This window comes from Pandoraea norimbergensis (genome assembly GCF_001465545.3).
GTDB classification, from domain to species: Bacteria; Pseudomonadota; Gammaproteobacteria; order Burkholderiales; family Burkholderiaceae; genus Pandoraea; species Pandoraea norimbergensis.
In genome coordinates this window covers 2,829,719-2,850,094 of sequence record NZ_CP013480.3, presented here as the reverse complement: position 1 = coordinate 2,850,094, position 20,376 = coordinate 2,829,719, and the positions used below count along the sequence as shown (strand labels likewise).

General features: G+C 65.7%; 1 protein-coding gene (running past one end of the window). It reads right to left on the bottom strand.

Annotated elements, in window-relative coordinates; genetic code table 11:
* Positions 1 to 20,376: the 5' portion of a non-ribosomal peptide synthetase gene (locus tag AT302_RS12415; protein ID WP_084656191.1), read on the bottom strand. 7,830 nt of this gene lie to the left of the window's left edge; only the first 20,376 of its 28,206 coding nucleotides appear in the window; it begins with the start codon at positions 20,374 to 20,376; its stop codon lies off the left edge, out of view.

Here is a 20,376-nt window from a genome sequence, read left to right as displayed (position 1 = left end):
TTCAAACTGCGCTTCGCCCATACCAATACCGAGCGGGAACGGCTCCACGCGAACGCCGGGCAATTGCGCCAGCGCCCGTTGGTCATCGCGCTCGTGGTTGAACATCACTTGGAACAGCGGCGTGTGCGACAGGCTGCGCTCGGGCTGAAGCGCATCGACCAGTGCATCGAAAGGCAGGTCCTGATGCAGACGCGCCTGCCGGGCCCGTTCGTCGATTTGCCCGATCAGCGTGGCCGCTGTCACACGCGAATCCAGTTGTGCGCGCAGTACCTGTGTGTTGACGAACAGTCCGATGACACCGGCGACCTCGGCACGCTCGCGATTCGCGACGGGCACGCCGACACGAATGTCGTCCTGTCCCGTATGGCGATGAAGCAAGGCGTGGAACGCCGCGAGCAGCACGACGTAAGGCGTGGTGGCGAACCGACGGGCCAAGGTACGGACGCCGGACGCCACGGTTGCCGGAAGATCGACCGACACGCGCGCCGCGTGATAGTCGCCGAGCGACTGACGGGCACGGTCCGTCGGCAGATCCAGCACCGGTTGTACTTGGCCCGGCGCGCCATCCAGCGCGTCGCGCCACCACGTCAGTTGGGCATCGCGCGCGCCGGCGTCGAGCCAATCACGCTGCCAGACGGCATAGTCGGCGTACTGCACGGGCAACGGCGCCCAGTCCGGTGCCACGCCAGCTTCGCCCGCCAACGCGGCACGATAGGCATCGACAAATTCACTCAGCAAGATGTCCATCGACCAGCCGTCGGACACGATGTGGTGCATGCCCACGACGAGCACATGCGCGTCGTCGGCCATGCTCACCACACCGACGCGAAGCAGCGGCCCGTTCACGAGATCGAACGGCGCAGCCATCCATGTGGCGGCGAAGGCGCGGGCACTGGCTTCATCCCCCGTGCGATGGTCGAACGCGCAAGGCAGCGCGTCGTGCACGACCTGCGTCGCTTCGCCGCGTTCGGACATTACAAACGTCGTGCGCAGCGCTTCATGGCGCTGCACAAGCCAGCCGAAGGCGTTGCGCGCCGCTGCGGCATCGAAGGCGCCGCGCATGAGCAAGGCACCGCCGACGTGATAGGCCGTGCTTTGCGGCTGCAATTGCCACAGGAACCACAAGCGCTGCTGCGCGTGCGAGAGCGGCAAATGTGTGCGATCCGTCAGGCGAACGATTGGTGCGGCGGCTTCGTCGACCGGCAGTCCGAGGCCGAGGGCAACGTCAGCGGCCGCCGCGAGTGCCGCCAGCGTCGGCGCTTCGAAGCATTGCCGGGCGGTGAGCGTAATACCGGCCTGTGCGGCGCGGGCGGCCACCTTGAGCACAAGAATCGAGTCGCCGCCGAGATCGAAGAAATTGTCGTCGCGACCCACCTTCGCCACGCCGAGCAAGTCGGACCAGATGGCCGCCAAGGCAACCTGCGTTTCGCCCGCCGGTGCCGGGCCTGCGGCGTGCTGCGCTTCTGGCGCAGGCAGTGCGGCACGGTCGAGCTTGCCGTTGGCGGTCAATGGCAGCGCTGCCAGCACGCTTACGCTGGCGGGCACCATGTAGTCGGGTAATAGCTGCGACAGCGCGACACGCACTGAGGCGGGGTCGAGCGTGTCGGCACCGCAGACGTAGGCGAGCAGACGGGCATCGGCCGCGCCGCTGGTCGCAATGACCGCAGCATTCGTGACGCCCGGCACCCTCAGAAGTTGCGCCTCGATCTCGCCTAGTTCGATGCGATACCCGCGAATCTTGACCTGCTGATCGATGCGGCCAAGGTAGACGAGTTCGCCCGTGTCGGTCCAACTAGCGAGGTCGCCCGTCCGGTACAGACGGCCGCCGTCATGCGCAAACGGATTCGGTACAAACCGTTCCGCCGTGAGTCCGGCACGCCCCAGATAGCCGCGCGCTAGCCCGGCACCGCTCACGTGGAGTTCGCCGGGAATGTTCAGCGGCGCAAGTTCGCCCCAAGCGTCGAGCACGTACAGGCCGAGATCGCCGATCGGGCGCCCCACAGGGCTGCGTTCGGCATCTACGTCTTGTGGCGTCAGTTCGCGGGCGGTGACGTGGACCGTGGTTTCCGTGATGCCATACATGTTGACCAGCGCCGGACCATGGTCGCCGTAGTGGGCGAACCACGGCGCAAGCGCTCTGACTTCCAGCGCTTCACCGCCGAAGATGATCGTGCGCAGACGCAGCCCGGGTTCGTACATCGACGGGATCTGCAACAACTGACGGAACGCCGACGGCGTTTGGTTCAGCACCGTCACACCTTCGTCGCGCAACAAGGCGGCGAACTCGGCGGGGGCACGCGACACGGCATGCGGCACGATGACCAGCGTGCCGCCGTAGCAAAGCGCACCGAAGATTTCCCACACCGAGAAATCGAAAGCGAACGAATGGAACAGCGTCCAGACGTCGCGCTCGCCGAACCCGAAGCGTGCCTGCGTCTGGTCAAGCAACCGCATGACGTTGGCGTGCGTGAGTTGGGTTCCCTTCGGCTTGCCGGTCGAGCCCGAGGTGTAGATCACATACGCGAGCTGACGCGGATGGACGGCGACCATTGGTGCGTTGGACGATGCTACGTCGTCAGGCAGCGCCTCGTCCGCGACATCGATGACTGCCAGCCCCTCCGGCACCGGCAGCAGATCGCGATCCACCGAACGCGTTAGCAAACAGCGCATGCCCGAATCGGCCATCAGATACGACAACCGCTCCGCCGGATACGCCGGATCGACCGGCACATAGGCAGCACCTGCCTTGAGGGTAGCAAGCATCGCTACGATCATCTGCGGCGAACGCGTCATGCCGATGCCGATACGTGCCTCGGGACCGATCCCGCGTGCCAGCAAACGATGCGCAAGACGATTCGCCTGCGCGTCGAGTTCGCCGTAAGTGACGATCGTGTCGCCGTCGCGCAAGGCCGTCGCATTCGGTGATTGCAACGCATGCGCGGCAATCCGCTCGTGCAGGCAGCGTGCGTCATGTATCGGCAGCGGCTGTGGCGCACCCAATGCGGCAACGTGCTGGGCGGCGTCCGATGTCATCCGCAATGCATCGGCGGCGGCAAGTAACCCGTCGCCCGACAAGGCCCGGAGCGTCTGGGCGAAGCGCGATGACAGCGCCGAGACGTCGGCGCGCGAGAACGCCTGTGTCCGGTAGCTCCATCGAATGCGCCACTGATCGCCCGGCACGACCGTAACGGCCAACGGGTAATGGGTGGACTCGTCAGTGCTGGCGCCCGTAAGCGTCAAACCATGCGCCGCCGCTTCCGCCAGTGCGCCATCCACCGGGAAGTTCTCGAAGACAAAGAGCGTGTCGAACAGCGCGCCCGTCACCAGGGCAGCGCGTTGAATGTCGTGCAACGGCGTGTGCTCGAAATCACCCGCTTGTGCCCGGCGCGACTGCAAGTCACGCAGCCAGTCGCCTGCCGCATCGCGTTCCGGGCGTTGACTGACCACCGGCACGGTGTTGATGAACAGACCGACGATGGTATCGGCACCCGGCAGCGATGCAGGACGACCAGCGACTGTCGTGCCGAAGGCTACGTGCTGATGGCCTGTAGCCTGATGCAGCATCAGCGCCCAAGCGCCTTGCGCGAGGGTGTTCACGGTGACGCGCTCGCGCGCGGCGAAGCGATTCAGTTGGCTGACCGTGGCGGCATCGAGTTCTGTGACTTCCGTTGCAAAGTCGTCACGGGCGGCGGCAGGCGGCAACTCGCGGGGCGCGAGACGTGTTGGTTCGTCCAGCACGCCCAGCGTGTCCCGCCAGAACACCGCCGCGCTACCTGAGGTACTGGCGCCTTGTCCCGCCAGCCACTGGACATAGTCGCGGAACGTTGCCGTCGGCGCGCTGCCCGGCTCGCCGTGATAGTGCCGCATGACTTCGCCGATCAGGCGAGACGTACTCCAGCCGTCGAGCAGCAGATGGTGACAAGTCCAGATCAGGTGATATTTCGCCACGCCCGTTCGAACGAGTGCAACGCGTTGCAGCGGCGGCACCGCCAGATCAAAGGGTTGCTCACGTTGGGCCAATGCGAGGGCGTCGAGCGTATCTGTCGCGTCAGACGGCGCGGTGTTCTGCTCACGCCAGTCCAGATGCAGGAACGGCACCGGGGCTTGGCGGGCCACCCATTGCAGCAACTTGCTGCCCGTGGTGACAAAACCGGTGCGCAGCATCGGATGCCGTGCGCAAACCGTCTGCCACGCCGCTTCGAAGCGCGCCGGGTCGAGCCCGTCGATATCGACGCGCATCTGGTTCAGATACGCACCGCCCTGCCCGTCAACCATGGCGTGGAACAACAACCCTGCCTGCATCGGCGCCAGCGGATAGAGATCGTCGACGTCGCGCCATGCCAGCGGCAACGTCGCAAGCATCGCATCGTCCAAGGCCGCCAGCGGGAAATCGCCTGACGTCACACCAGCGGCAGTCTCGTCAAGACAATGCGCGAGGATGGCGGACAACTCGGTGTCGATGGCAGCGGCCAACGCCTCCACGCCCTGCGGCTTGAGACGGCGGGCACTGAACGACAGCGCCACGTTCAGTTCACCGCCCACGACCTTGGCATCGATGCTGAGGTCATGCGTGAGCGGCGTGTCGCTGGCAACGGTCTGTCCGAGGGCTTCCCCGGCGGGCTGCCAGTCTTGCCCCAATGCGCTGTCAAAGCGGCCGAGGTAGTTGAAGACGACCGCCGGCACAGGCACAGCGGCCAACGCTTCGCGGGTTGCGTCGTCGCCAAGCCATCGCATGACGCCGAAGCCAAGACCGCGCTGCGGCACGGCACGCAGGGCCGATTTGGTCCGGAGGATCGCGTCTCGCAGATCGCCCTGCGCCTGCACCGCAAACGGATAAAGGCTGGTGTGCCAACCCACGGTGCGCGACAGATCGACGTCGTCGCTCCATGGTTCGCGGCCGTGACCTTCCAGCGCGATGACATAGTCCGGGGCATCGGTCCACGCCTGCAATGCGCGAGCGACAGCGACAAGCAGAAGCTCGCCGGTTTGCGTGCGATAGGCGACACCGGCGTCTTGCAAAAGCTGTTGGGTGATGTCGCGATTGAAACGACGCTCGACACGCGTCAGATCACCGGCCAGCGACGGTGCGTCAGTATCGACAACAGGCAGGTGTGTTGCGCCGCGAAGGCTCGACCAGTAGGCCAGTTCGTCACGCTGTTCGCTGCGCGACGCGCCATCAACAAGGGACTCCGCCCACGTGCGATAGCTCGTGCCGGTTGCGGCGAGCGCAGGCGCCCGTCCAGCGCGCCACGCGTCATACGCAGTGCGCAGATCGCCCAGCAGAATGCGCCACGACACGCCGTCGACCACCAGATGGTGTGCCGTGAGCAAGAGACGCTGGCTGGCATCCGGCATGGCGATCAGCACTGCGCGCAGTACCGGGCCATCTGTCAGATGAATGCTGACATGCGCCTCATTCCCGATAGCTTCGACGTCATGGGTATTTGCCGCCACCCGGGTCCACAGCATGCCCTCGGCAGATTCGCGATTGAACGGGGTGTACGACTGACGCCAACCACCCGCCGCAGCCGTATCCGGCACGAATCTCATCCGCAGCGCCGCATGATGTGCAACGACACTCACGAGCGCCTGCCGCAGCGCTTCGACGTCGAGCGGCTCGGCAGGTGTCAGCAACAACGCCTGATGCCAGTGGTGGACGGCACGCATGCCCGTGGCGAAGAACGCATGCTGAATCGGCAGCAGCGGCACGTGGCCGGGGGCGTCGTCGGTTGGCGCGCGCACCGCACCGGTCGTCCCCGCCTGCGTGGCAACGGCAGCGAGTGCGGCGAGCGTCGGCGCGGTGAACAATTGCTTTGGCGATACCGTCAGCCCGGCCTGACGGGCACGCGCGACGACTTGCAGGCTCAGGATCGAATCGCCTCCGAGGGCGAAAAAGTTGTCGTGACGGCCCACTTGCGGCACGCTCAGCACCGTCTGCCACAGGTCGGCCAGCACGCGTTCGGCCTCGCCTTGCGGCGCTTCGAATGTCGCTGAGGCCGAGCCGGGGTCCGGCAGCGCGACACGATCTACCTTGCCACCCGGGGTGAGCGGCAATGCATCGAGCACCACGACCGTCTCAGGAACCATGTACTCCGGCAGCCGCGTGGCCAAGGCGTCGCGAAGTTGTGCCCCGTCGACTGGCTGCGCGGTGTCACGGCCAATGTAGGCGATCAGACGGGCTCGCGTCCCTTCGGTACGAACCACGACGGCGGCTTCGCGTACGCCAGCCTGCGCGGTCAATGCCGCCTCGATTTCGCCGGGTTCAATCCGGTAGCCGCGCAGCTTGATCTGATGATCGATCCGCCCGAGGTAGTCGAGCGCGCCGTCGTCACGCCAGCGCACCAGATCGCCCGTGCGGTACAGACGGCCGCCCTCGCCGCCGAACGCATCCGGTACGAACCGCTCGGCGCTGAGCCCCGGGCGGTTCAGATAGCCACGGGCGAGCAGCTCGCCGCCGATTAGCAGTTCACCCGGTGCGCCATGCGGCACCCGCGATAGATCGGGCGACACCACGTACAGGCGGCGGCCCGGCAACGCACGTCCGATCGGTACAAAGGCCGACAGCGACGGCAGCGCGTCTGCTCCGATCTCATCGGCATCGAAGACCGTTGCCGTAATCGTGGCCTCGGTCGGACCGTAGGTGTTGATGAGCGTGACGGGCGCCAGCGCAGCGCTTTCCCGCGTGCGCCGCAGCGCCTGCGCGGACATGGCCTCGCCACCCGCGTGGAACTCGCGCAACGGCGCGAGGCTTTCGGTGCTGTCAGCGAGGTCTTGCGTCAGCGCATGCCAGTAGGCTGTGGGCAAGTGCGCCACGGTGATGCCATGACGGCGCACGCGCGCAACGAATTCGTCGCTAGACCAGACATCCGGGCCGCGCAACACGACCGTCGCGCCCACGCACAGACTCGGGAAAAGCTGCTCGACGAACCCGTCGAAGTTGACGGTGGAGAATTGCAGCACCCGATCTGCGGCGCTCAACTTTGCATACGCAATCGTCGCGTCGACGTGGCACGTGAGTGCGCCATGCGAGACCGCCACGCCCTTCGGTACGCCCGTCGAACCGGACGTATGGATGACATACGCGAGGTTGTCGCCATGCAGCGCGACTTCCGGCGGCAGCGTGTGCCGCACGGCCAGTACGGCGTCGTCGATGTCCAGACGTCGCACGCCGTCGGCCAACGCAAGCGATACTGCCGCCTGCGACAGCACGACCGACACGCCGCTGTCCTCGATCATGTGGGCAATGCGGGCCGGCGGATACGCCGGGTCGAGCGGTACGTAGGCGCCACCCGCCTTCATGACGGCAAGCAACGCGACCACCATGTCGATGGACCGGGTCATCGCCACACCGACGCGTGCCTCGGGCGTGATGCCCATTCCGGCGAGGCGACGTGCCAAGCCATTGGCGGCGGCGTCGAGACCGGCAAATGTCAGGGTCCGGTCATCGAGCACCAAAGCCTCGGCATCCGGCGTCAGGCTCGCCTGACGCGCGATGCGTGCGGGCACCGTTGCATTGTCGAAGGCCGTGGCCTGCACAACACCCAATTCGCCAAGCGTGTCAACCGTCGGCGTCAGGCAGTCAGCCACTCGGCTGCCGACTACCGGCGTGTTCGCCATCGCCTCCAGCAGACACAGATACTGACGACGCCACTGCGCGGCGTCTTCGCCTGAGCAACGGCTCGTGTCGAAGCGCCAGCCCAAGGTGGGCGTGCCGCGTGTGGCGACCGTCAGCGTGACGGGATAGTGGGTACGCTCCCAGCCTTGCACCTGCCCCACACGCAGCGTGGCGTCGCCGTCGAGCAAACCGGCCGCGACCGGGTAGTTCTCAAACACGATCAGGCTATCGAACGGCGCCGTACCGTTCAAACCGAGCCATTGCTGGACGGACGCCAGCGGCGTGTGTTCGTGCTCACGCAGCGAAACGTTCTGCGCCTGCACTGAGCGCAACCAAACGCCAACGTCCTGCGACGGCTTCACCGTCACGAACAGCGGCAGCGAGTTAATGCACAGCCCCAGCATTTCCTGCGCGCCGGGCAACGAGGCCGGACGCCCGGAGACCGTGACGCCGAACGTCACGTCCTGACGGAAGCTGTGTTGTGCGATCAGCAGCGCCCATGCGCCTTGCATCACCGTATTGATGGTGACCTGATGACGTTGCGCGGCTTCGACCAGCTTGATGCCCAGTGCGTCGGGCAAGACGTCTTCGAAGGTCAATGCATCCGTGCTTGCCTCGGGGGATACGGAAGACGCATAAGCGAGCAACTGCCCGCGATCCGCAACCTCTCCGGCTTGTTCGACCCACCAGTCGCGCGACGACGGTTGACGCGCAATCCAGTCGACGTAACGGCTGTAGGGCACGGCCGGTGCCGCGCTCGCTTGCCGTTCGTCGCCGCCACGCACGGCGCGATAGGTGCCGACAACTTCGGCCATCAGCAGTGCGCTGCTCCATCCGTCGGTGATGGCGTGGTGTGCTGTCCACACCAAATCAGCGGCATTATCGGGGCGCATGAAGACGTTGACGCGAAGCAGCGGCGCACGTTCTACATCGAAACCGGCGCGCAGATCGCTCGCAAGCCATTGGGTGAAACCACGCTCGTAAGCGCCGATATCCGTGCTGCCCGCCGGAACCGGATGGACCGTGAACGGCAATGTCGCCTGTGACTGCACGATTTGCAGGATCGGGCCGCCGTGGTGCCATGCAAAACGAGTCCGCAAGGCGGCGTGGCGGGCGACTGCCCGCTCCCAAGCCTGACGCAGCGCGGCGATGTTCAGGTCGCCGATCAGCGTCACGCGCTTCTGCGTGATGTACATGCCCTCGCCGGGCAGCGAAAGGTCGTGATACAGCAGCCCTTGCTGCACCGCCGTGGCGGGATAAACATCCTCTACCCCGGTGGCGTCCAGCGCGAGCCGCCGCCATTGTTCGGCGTTCAGCGCGGCGCGCGGGAAATCGCTGCGGGAGAAGATTCGCGCGCGGTCCCGGGTCGCTTCGATGAAGGCTTGCAAGCGGGCATCAAAGCGTTCGATGCAGCGTTCCACCTGCGTAGCGCCGACGATATCGGGATCGAAGTCCCACGTGATCGACAGCGCGCCGTCCTGAATGCGGGCGTTGAGATCGAGCGCGAACGGCGCTGGGGCCGGGGCGGCCATCTCCCCGCATGGGAGTGTGGACAGCGCAAACGTGCTGCCGGTGGCGACCGCCCGATCCAGATTGCCGAGATAATTGAAGCCCACTTGTGCCACGGGCAGCGCGGCTGCGGCACGGCGGACGTCGTCGCGCGCATGCCACGCCAGAAGCCCCCAGTGCAGCCCCTTGTTCGGTACGTCGCGCAGGCCATCTTTTGTCGCGATGAGCTGGTCGGCAAGCGCGCCGCTCACAGGCAGACGGACCGGATATCGGGTCGTGAACCAGCCGATCGTGCCACTCAGATCCAGATCGGCGCTGGACTCGCGTCCCAGTGATTCACGCCCATGTCCTTCAACGGCCACGATCGCGTCGGGGCAACCGAAGGTGTCGCCCAATGCGCGAGCGAGCACGCCCAGCAGCGCTTCGTCGACTTGCAGCCCGAAACTGCTGCGTGTCTGCGCGACCAGTTGGCGCGTGGCTTGCGCCCCCAGCAACGCGTGGCGGGTCTGACGCGGCCGCCCTTTCGACGTGGCGCCGAACAGCGGGCTCGCGCCGCTCAGTGCATTGCGCCACCACGGCAGCTCGTCGATGACGTCTGCCGACGCCGCATGGGCGGTCGACGCCTGCACCCACACGCTCCACGGCGTGTTGTCCGAAAGCTCGATGGCCCGGCCTTCGTGCGCTGCATGATAGCCACGCTCAAGCTCATCGAGCAGCACGCGCCACGACACGCCGTCCACGGCGAGGTGATGAATCGTAATCAGCAGATAAGCGCCATCCGGGGCATGCATGAGCAACGCCCGGAGCAACGGCCCTTGCCCGATGTCGAGCGACCGGTGAACACGCGAGCCTTCGCGTTCGATGGCAGCACGCCAGTCGGGTTCGCCGCGAAGGTCGAGCGTTTCGAGCAGATTGTGCGCATCCACGGCAACCACCTGCTGCTGCCAACCCGAAGGCGTGCGCACGAAACGCAGCCGTAGCGCGTCGTGGGCCTGAACGAGGGCATCCAAGGCGCGGCGCAGCGCGGCGGCATCGGGCAGCGATTCGCTTTGCAGCAGCACGGCCTGATTCCAATGCGCCTCGCCGTGCGGGTGACGATCGAAGAACGTGGCCTGAATCGGCGTCAACGGCAACGGTTCGCGAGACTCGACATGCGCGGGTCTCGCATGCAGCGGCTCGGCTAACAGGGCGAGACGTTCGATATCCGGGGCATCGAAGAGATGTCGCGGCGTGAGCTTCAGTCCGGCCAGTGCCGCTTGCGCGATCACACGCAAGCTCAGAATCGAATCGCCACCGATCTCGAAGAAATTGTCGGTGACGCCCACGTCGTCGCGCCCGAGCACGTCGCGCCAGATGTCACGCAGCGCCGTTTGCACGGGCCCGACGGGCGCTTGCCGTTCGCGCGACGCCATGTCTTGCGGCAGCGGCAATGCAGCACGGTCGGTCTTGCCGTTCGGCATGACCGGCAAGGCATCGAGGTGGACGAACACCGACGGCACCATATGCCCCGGCAGCTTGCGTTCGAGCGAGCGGCGCAGCACCACGTCGGCCACGTCGCCGACCACGTAACCGGCCAGCCGCGCGCCCTCGCCTGCGCCGACCAACGCCACCACAGCGTCGCGCACGCCCGGCACCTGCCGAAGCACGGCGTCGATCTCACCGAGTTCGATGCGCAGACCGCGCAGCTTGACCTGAGCGTCCAGACGGCCCAGAAAGTCGATCCGGCCATCCGCGCGACGCCGGCACAGATCGCCGGTGCGGTACATCCGCGCGCCATTGCCCGCAAACGGGTCCGGCACGAACTTCTCGGCGCTTAATGACGCCCGGCCCAGATAGCCGCGCGCCAGCGTGTGTCCGGCAATGCACAGCTCACCCAGCGCATCGACCGGTGCCTCGTTGCCATGCGCATCGATCACATACACGCGGCGCGACGGATACGGTACGCCGATGGAGACGATGGCGTGTTGCGTGTCGTCCTCGCAGGTGCGCCGATACATGCAGGCCACCGTGGTTTCGGTCGGACCGTACAGGTTGTCGAGTTGAATGCCCGAAAGCGGACCGTCCTGCCACTGACGCAATGCGTCGCCCGGCAGCCCTTCCCCGCCCACCGTGATTTGACGCAGCGCGGCAAGTGCCTCGCGCGGCGGCGGATTGCGCAACCACTGTTGCCAATAGGCGGTCGGAATGCGCGAGAAGGTCACGCCCTCCTCGCTCAGATGGCGGCTCGTGGTGGCCAGATCCCACGCCTGCGGCCCACGCATTTCGATCTGTCCGCCCTTGCACAGCGCGGGCAGCATTTCGTGCAACGCCACGTCGAAGTTGATCGTGGACGATTGCAACTGCTTGTCGTCTTGCGTGATCGCATAGGTGTTCAGGAAGTCATCGATGTGCTGGCTGAAGGCGCCGTGCGGGATCGCCACGCCCTTCGGCCGGCCGGTCGATCCCGACGTGTAGATCACGTAAGCCAGTTGGTCGGGATGAACGTCGTGGCACACCACGGCGCTATCGGCCGGGTCCAGCGTGTCGACCACGATCACCTCGTGCCCGTCGAGTACCGAGGCCATCGCCTGCGCCGTAGCGGCGTCGGTCAGTACACGGCGTACGCCCGCGTCTTCCATCATGAAGACCAGACGATCGGACGGATACGACGGGTCCAGCGGCACGAACGCGCCCCCTGCCCGCAGGACGCCGAGCAGCGCAGCGGTCATCCACGGCGAACGCTCGACGCACAGGCCCACGCGTTCGTCGGCGCGCACGCCAGCCGCGACAAGCGCCACGGCGATGCGGTTGGCGGCAGCGTCCAGTTCGCGATATGACCAACGCACCCCTTCGCAATGGATGGCCGGGCGTTGCGGCGTGGCCTTTGCCTGCGCGGCAATGCGATGCATGACCGGTGTGAATTCATGACGGGTCAATGACGACGGCACGGTCTGACCGGCCAGCGTTATCGTGCCGACATGTGTCGATCCGGCGTCCAATGTGCTCGACAGTTGATCGAGAATTGCGCGCAGATCCGCCTGCAATTGCGCCAACGTGCGCGCGTCGATGCGCGACGCTTTCGCCTTCCAGCGCAACGTCAGCGTGTCGCCGGGCAGTACCGCGAGCACGAGCGGGTAATGCGTCTGTTCCGTGGTGGCGAAGGCCGCCAGCGAGAGCGACGCGTCGTCGGCCCGTACGGTAGCGTCGATCGGGTAGTTCTCGAACACGACGAGGGTGTCGAACAGCGCCTCGGCAGCGCGCCCGCTCCACTGCTGCACCTGACGCAGCGGCGTGGTTTCCACCGCGCGCAATGCCGTGCCGCGCTGCTGCACGTCCTGTAGCCACGCTGAAATCGTCGCGGCAGCGGGCACGTCGACCCACATCGGCAAACTGTTGATGAACAGCCCGAGCGTGCGGTCGATGCCGGGCAGATCGTTCTCCCGGCCGGAAACGGTGACCCCGAAGGCGGCTTGCGACCGATGCCCGTAACGCGAGGTCAGCAGCGCCCATGCGGCCTGAATCATCGTGTTCAGCGTGACACGGTGCTGGCGAGCGGCCTCGCGCAGCCGTTGATCCATCGCGCTGTCGAGCACGTCGTCGACTTGCAGCAACGGACCCGACGTCGCATCGTGCCCGCCCTGAGCGGACGGCAGGCTGGCGACGAGCGTCGCCGGTTCATCCAGCGCCTGCATGCGAGCTTGCCAGTAGTCGGCATGGTCTGGTTGTGTCGTGAGCCAGTGCACGTAATCGCCATACTGCGGCGTCGACGCGGCCTCGGGTAACGTCTCGCGCCGGTAGATTGCGAGGACTTCGGCGAGCAGTTGCGCAGCACTCCAGCCGTCGAGCAGCACGTGATGGTCGGTCCAGACGAGGTCGGTCAGGCCGTCGGGACGGGCAAACAGGTTCACTCGCAGCAACGGCGCGACAGCGAGGTCGAAGCCTTGCGCGAGGTCGTCGGCAAGCCATGCGTGCAGGCGCGCGTCGTAAGTCGCTTGGGGGCCAGCGGACCAGTCATGCCGGGTGTAAGGCAGCGCAACGTGACGGGAGACGACTTGCATCGCATCGCCGCCGTGCGCCCAACTGAAGTGCGTTCGCAGGATCGCGTGGCGGGCCATTACCCGCGTCCACGCGTCCCGCATGCGTTCGTGATCCAGTGAACCGCGCAACGTCAGACGCTTCTGATTGACGTAAACACCGCGCCCCGACTGCATCAGGCTATGGAACAAGAGACCGCTTTGCAGCGGCGTCGCCGGATAGGTCGCTTCGACGTTGTCGTCGGCCTGCCCAACCGGCGCCCGCACTTGAGATTTTGCTTTAACAACGGACCGCGAACCCTCGGCCAGTGGCTGCGCCAACGCCGCGAGTGTCGCCACCGTTTGGGCTTCGAACAGTTGGCGCGCGGTGATTTTCCAGCCCTGTCGTGCCAGAGCGGAGACGATTTGCAGGCTCAGGATCGAGTCGCCACCGATCTCGAAGAAGTTGTCGTGGCGGTCAACACGGTCGATTTGCAGCACGGCTTGCCATGCTGCTGCGACGGCCTGCTCAGCGGGCGAGACGGGCGCTTCAAAGGCGTTTCGCCCGGACTGCGTTTGCGTCGATCGAATGGCTACAGCGACTTCGCGGCCGCTTTCTCCCCGATCTCCCACAAGCGCATCGGTGGCCACCGGCATGACGCTGCCATCGGCGTAGTGAAGCGCCACATCCCCTACCGAGATGGAGGTATCCGCTGCCAATGCCTCACAGAACGTCACGAAGTGATCCGCCCACAAGGCCACGGTCGCTTCGTCGAAGATCTCCCGCGCGTAGGTCATCGCGGCGCACACCGAGCCGTCGTCCGCCTCTTCCGTATCGAGCGTCAGTTCGAATTGGGCATTGCGGCCCGCGATATCCATACGGGACACCGTGAGGCCATCGAGCGCATCGAAGACCCGATGGTCGGGCTGACGGTGATTCAGCACCACTTGAAAGATCGGCGTGTGCCGAAGGTTTCGCTCCGGTTGCAAGGCGTTGACGAGGACATCGAAAGGCAAGTCCTGATGCGCTTGCGCACCCGCAACGTGAGCGCGGACGGCTTGCAGTAACGTGCCTAGCGGCTGCGTATGGCCAACCCGCGCTTGCATGACCTGCGTGTTCACAAAGCAGCCGAGCACGTCGCTGATTTCCGGCCGTTCGCGATTCGCGACGGGCACCCCGACGCGAATGTCGTGTGCACCGGCATGCCGATGCAGCATGGCCATGTAGGCCGTGAGCAAGGCGACGAAAAGCGTGCTGTCGTGGCGTTGGGCGCAGGCCCTCAGGCGGCGGGTCAACTGGGCCGGAAGCACAAACGAATGCCGAGCAGCGGTGTAATCGGCGAGTTCGGCGCGTTCGCGATCTGCCGGGAGCGCCAGCACCGGATGTTGATCGCCCAATACGCCACGCCACCACGCCAGTTGACGATCCCGTTCACCGGCATCGAGCCAGCGGCGTTGCCACACGGCGTAGTCGGCGTACTGAACCGGCAACACAGGCAGCGTCGCGGTCACGTGATCCCGATGGGCACGATAGCAGGCGACGAACTCGTCGAGCATGCGGTCGACGGACCAGCCGTCCGAGATGATGTGATGCATCGAGACCAGCAACTGGTGCGCTTGCTCGCCCAGCGTCACGATGCCGACACGCAACAGCGGGCCTCGCGAGAGATCGAAGGTCTCGCGTGCGAACGCATCGGCCAGCGCCGCAGCGTCGGCCTCGGGGTCGTCGGCGTGGCTGACATCGTAATGCCGTACGGTAATCGACATCGTGTCGTGCACGATTTGCCGTGCGGCGACCGGCACGGCCAACTCGCCCTCATCGCCGTCGCTATCTCCCGGTGCAAACGTGACACGCAGCGACTCGTGGCGTGCGACGAGCGTATCGAACGCGGCTTGCACCGCTTGTTTGGCGTTGTCATCGAACGCACCTTGCAGCCGCAGCCCGCCCGCGATGTGGTACGCCGAGCTTTCTGGTTGCAGATGCCACAGGAACCACAGCCGCTGCTGGGCGTACGACAGCGGCAGCGAGAGGCCAGCCGCTCTTTCCACCGGGACCAGCGCGGGCGGGGCGGTCTCGTTAGTCGCAGCCGCTGCGCTATCGAGGGCTTCCGCCAGATCGGCCAGACTCTGATGTTCGAACAGATGGCGCGGTGAGAGCGTTAGCCCGGCGAGCGTTGCCCGGTTCACGACTTTCAGTGTCAGCAGCGAGTCGCCACCGATGGCGAAGAAATTGTCATGACGCCCGACCGACGGCACGCCCAGCACGGTCTGCCAGACGTGCGCCAGAGTGGCTTCGGTCCCCGCACGCGGCGCGGCGTCGATGCCCCGGCCAAATTCAGGGGCCGGCAAGGCGCGACGGTCCACCTTGCCGTTGGCCGTCAACGGAAACACCGGCATGACCACGATGGCTTTCGGGACCATGTAGTCGGGCAGCACGGCACCGAGCGCGGCGCGTAGCACCGGTACGTGTGCGTCACCCGCCACGTGGGCAATCAGACGCGCCCCACCCGGCCCCTCTTGAACACTCGCAACCGCGCCGTGCACACCGGGCTGCGCCAGCAGCTGCGCCTCGATCTCGCCCAACTCGATGCGGAAGCCCCGAATCTTGACCTGATGGTCGATGCGCCCCAGATAGTCCAGTTCACCGTCTGCGCGCCAGCGCGCGAGGTCGCCAGTGCGATAGAGCCGTCCGCCATCGCCCGAAAAGCCATCGGGAATGAACCGTTGTGCAGTCAACGCTGCGCGATGCCAGTACCCGCGCGCAAGGCCCGCGCCGCTCACATGCAGCTCACCGGGCACGCCGATCGGTGCCAACTCCCCCTGCGCATCGAGTACGTACAGTCCAAGATCACCGATGGCTCGCCCCACCGGGCTGCGTGTCACGCTCAGATCGTTGCGGTTGATTTGACGGAACGTCACGTGAACCGTCGTCTCGGTGATGCCGTACATGTTGATCATGCGCGGCGCGGTATCGCCGAAGCGGTCGAACCACGGCCTCAGCGTCTGCGGCTCCAGCGCTTCACCGCCGAAGACGACGAATCGCAGCGCCAGATCGTCAGCCTCTGCCAGCGCCGGAACTTGCAGCAACTGCCGGAACGCGGACGGTGTCTGGTTCAGTACGGTCACCCGTTCGCGGCGCAGCAACGTCAGAAAGTCGTCGGCCGCGCGACTCACGAGGTACGGCACGACGACCAAACGGCCGCCGTAACACAACGCGCCGAAGATTTCCCATACGGAGAAGTCGAAGGCGTACGAGTGGAACAACGTCCATACGTCCTGCGGGCCGAAGGCGAAGTCCGCTTGTGTCGCATCGAGCAGACGCCCGACGTTCGCGTGCGTGACCAGCGCGCCCTTCGGTTTGCCCGTCGAACCTGAGGTGTAGATGATGTACGCCAGATTCGACGGCGAGACCGGCACATCGGGATTGGAAACAACGCCTTCCCGCGTGCGGTTCGTCTCCGTCGCGAAATCCTCCAGCAACAAGGTGGCGACGCCTTCCGGCACCGGCAACTCGCCGCGCAAGGCGTCGCGGGTCAGCAGCAGTGTCATGCCGCTGTCCGACATCAGGAAACTCAGCCGTTCGGACGGATACTGCGGGTCCAGCGGCACGTACGCGCCACCGGCCTTGAGCACCGCCAGAATGGCGACCACCATCTCGGGCGAGCGCTCCAGCGCAATACCGACACGGGCTTCCAGCCCAACGCCCCGCGCGATCAGCGCATGGGCAAGCTGGTTGGCGCGAGCGTTCAACTCGCCGTAGGTCATGGCGGTGTCTTCGAACGTCAGCGCCACGGCTTCCGGCGTTCGGGCCGCGTGTGCTTCGATACGTCGATGCAACGGCAACCCCGGCGATACCTGTGCATTGGCGCTCCATTGCACGAGTCGATCCCGTTCGTCGCGTTCGATCAGGGCAACGGCACTGACGGTCGTGTCAGCATGCTGCACCAGCGCCTGCAAGGCGTTGCACAAGTGGGCCGCGAGCCGAGCGACGGTCGATGCGTCGAACGTATCCGCGTCGTAACGGAATTTCGGCGTGAGACGGCCATCGGCGTACGCCTGCACGTCCAGCGTGAGGTCGAATTGTGCGGCGCTCGCATCGAGGCCATGCAGCGTGGTGCTTAGCGCCGGCCAGCGTGCGAGCGAGCGCTCGTCCTGCTGCACGTGGTTGTACATCACCTGAAACAGCGGTGTCTGGCCGAGACTGCGGTGCGGCGCCAGCGTATCGAGCAGCACGTCGAACGGCAGGTCCTGATGCTGCTGCGCTTCCAGCGCCGTCTCGCGCACCTGCGCGATCAGCGCCGATAAGGTACCCGACGCCTGAACGTCGAGCTTCATGACCACCGTGTTGACGAACAGGCCCATGAGCGAGGCGGTACCGCCGTGTTGCCGGTTTGCGACCGGCATGCCGACTCTCACGTCATCGCTGGCCGTGTGCCGGCGCAGCACGAGACCCAGCGCAGCGAGGATCAGCATCGACGGGGTCACGCCATTCGATGCCACTGCCGCAGCCAGCCCCGTGAGCACCGATGGCGGAAGGTCGAACGGGTGCGTTGCGGCGCGTCGTGGCGCATTGCCGATGCGCGTGCGATCGCCAAGGATGGCCGGAGCAGGATCGTCACCCAGTCGCGCGCACCAGTAAGCCAGTTCACGCTTGCGCGATTCGTGGTCGCGCAACGCCCGCTGCCAGACAGCGAAATCGGTGTACTTCAGATCACTTTCGGGTAGCGCCGAAGGTGAGCCGCCGGACAGGCAGGTGCGGTAGTCGTCCGCCAGTGCGTCGACGAAACCCTGCATCGACCATGCGTCGCACACGATGTGGTGCAGCGCTACGACAAGATGCGCCCGGTGATCCGGTGTCTCGAACAACGTGGCCCGCATCATCGGGCCACCGCGCAGATCGAAAGGCGCGTCGATCCATGCCTGAGCCGCTTCGTTGATGGCGTTGTCGTTCTCGAGTGGCGTATGCGTCAGTTCAAATTGCGACGCAACACTGGCATCGGCGACGCGTTGGACAGGTTCGCCCGTTGCGTCTGTGTCGAAGGTCGTGCGCAACGCGGAGTGCCGCGCGATGGCGGCTCGCAACGCCGCCTGCAATGCTGGCACGTCGGGGCTGGCATCAAACGTCAGCCGGCCGCCCACGTGATAAGCCGTATCCGACGGATCGAGGTTCCAGAGAAACCAGAGACGGTGCTGTGCGTGGGTGAGCGGTGCGACCGCGTCGCTTTCCGTGTGCCGGGAAATCTGCGGTATGGCAGCCGCGGCGTCGATGTGTCCCGCCGCCCCTTGGCGCTGCGCAATGGTTTGCGCCGCATCGCGCAGCTTGGATTGCTCGAAGACGTCGCGCACATCGAATGGCACGTGAAACGCTGCCTGCACACGTGCAGCCAGTTGCACGGCTTGAATCGAGTTGCCCCCGAGACGGAAGAAATGCGCCTCGGCCGGGTCAATTTGCCCGCCGAGGACGTCTGCCCAGATCGCGGCGAGTCGTGTTGCGACGGTTGCGGCAGCGACATTGTCAGCGTGGCCCTGCCCGGCTTGCGGTTCAGCCGCCGGGCCACGGTTGTGCGAGGCGCCATAGGCGTCGTCGAACGCACCGTTCGCATAGACTGCCCAAGCGTCGAGCGTGCGCTCGCGCCAGCCGCGCGCCGCCGCAGAGCGTTGCAACTTGCCGCTCGACGTCTTCGGCAGACCGCCCGGATTGAGCAGGACCACGACGCCCAAGGCTTCGCCGAAACGCGGGGCGACCACAGCATCGAGTTCGTCGACGATCTGCGCCGGTGTGAGCAACTTCTGCGTGCGGCGCGAGACTTCGGCCGCCAGCCCGATACCTTCACGTCCGTTGAATTCGACGGGAAATGCCGAGACGCGGCCTGCGCGAACGATGTCGAGTTCCGCCTCGATCGCCTGCTCGACGTCCTGCGGATACACGTTCTGGCCCCGCACAATGATCATGTCCTTCACGCGGCCGGTCACATACAACTGCCCGTCTTGCGTCATGCCCAGATCGCCTGTGCGCAGCCAGCGACGTCCGTCGTCTTCGACAAACGTTGCTGCACTCGCAGCCGGATTGCGCCAGTAGCCTGCCGTTACGCTCGGCCCGTGGAAGCGGATTTCGCCGGTCTCACCGTCGCCAAGCGTCTGTCCGCTGGACGGGTCGACGATTCTCACCTCGTGATCGCGCGCAACGTCGCCGCAGCTCACCAGATGTTTTGGCTCGCCATCTGCGCCGTCGACGTTGAAAGCCGACATGCCGCCCGCACGCGTCACCCCCGTGACCAGCAGAGTCGCCTCGGCCAGTCCATAGCAGGGATACACTGCCGCCGCATCGAAACCCCAGGCGCTGAACCGCTCGACGAATTCACACAGCGTGTCGTGACGCACTGGTTCTGACCCCGAGAAAGCCACCCGCCATCCCGACAGGTCCAGCCCCTCCATCTGCGCATCGCGGACGCGCTCGGTCAGCAGCCGGTAAGAGAAGTCAGGCCCGCCCGAGATCGTGCCGCCGTGGCGCGAAATGGCTTCGAGCCAACGGATCGGCTGTTCCAGAAAGTGATTCGGCGACATCAGCACGAGCGGAATCCCCGTGTAGACGGGCTGGAGCATCGTGCCGATCATGCCCATGTCGTGCGGCAGCGGCAGCCAGCTGACGAAGACGTCGGATGCCGTGACACCAAGGCGTTCCTGAATCGCGACTTCGTTGGCGATCAGGTTGCCGTGCGTGACCATCACGCCCTTGGGCGCCGACGTCGAGCCAGACGTGTACTGGAGAAACGCAATGTCGTCCGACGCCAGATCGATGGCGACGCGCTCTGAGGGTTTCGGCGCGACCGCGTCGTCGATGACGATCAACTCCGCCGTTTCGCCATACAGATCGAGCAGGGAACGGGCGATTTGCGCGTGTTCGGGAGTCACGAGCACCCATCGGGCTTCGGCGTCGGCAAGCATCACTCGCAGGCGCTCGGCGTAGGCATCGCGAGTGCGTCCGGGCGCGAACGCGGGCACGGCGAGCACGCCTGCATACAGGCAGCCGAAGAACGCCGTGAAATACGACAGGCCACTGTCCATCAGCAGAATCGCTCGCTCGCCCTTGCGTGCCCCGCCGCCCAGACGCTGCGCCAGTGCGTTGGCACGCTGATCGAGTTCGGCGTAGCTGTGCGACGTCTCGCCGCCGGTCTGCACGCAAATCAGCGCGATATCGTCAGGGCGTTCGATTGCGAGCGATTGCAGCCGCTCGACCATGTGCTTGGGAGTCTGGGACAT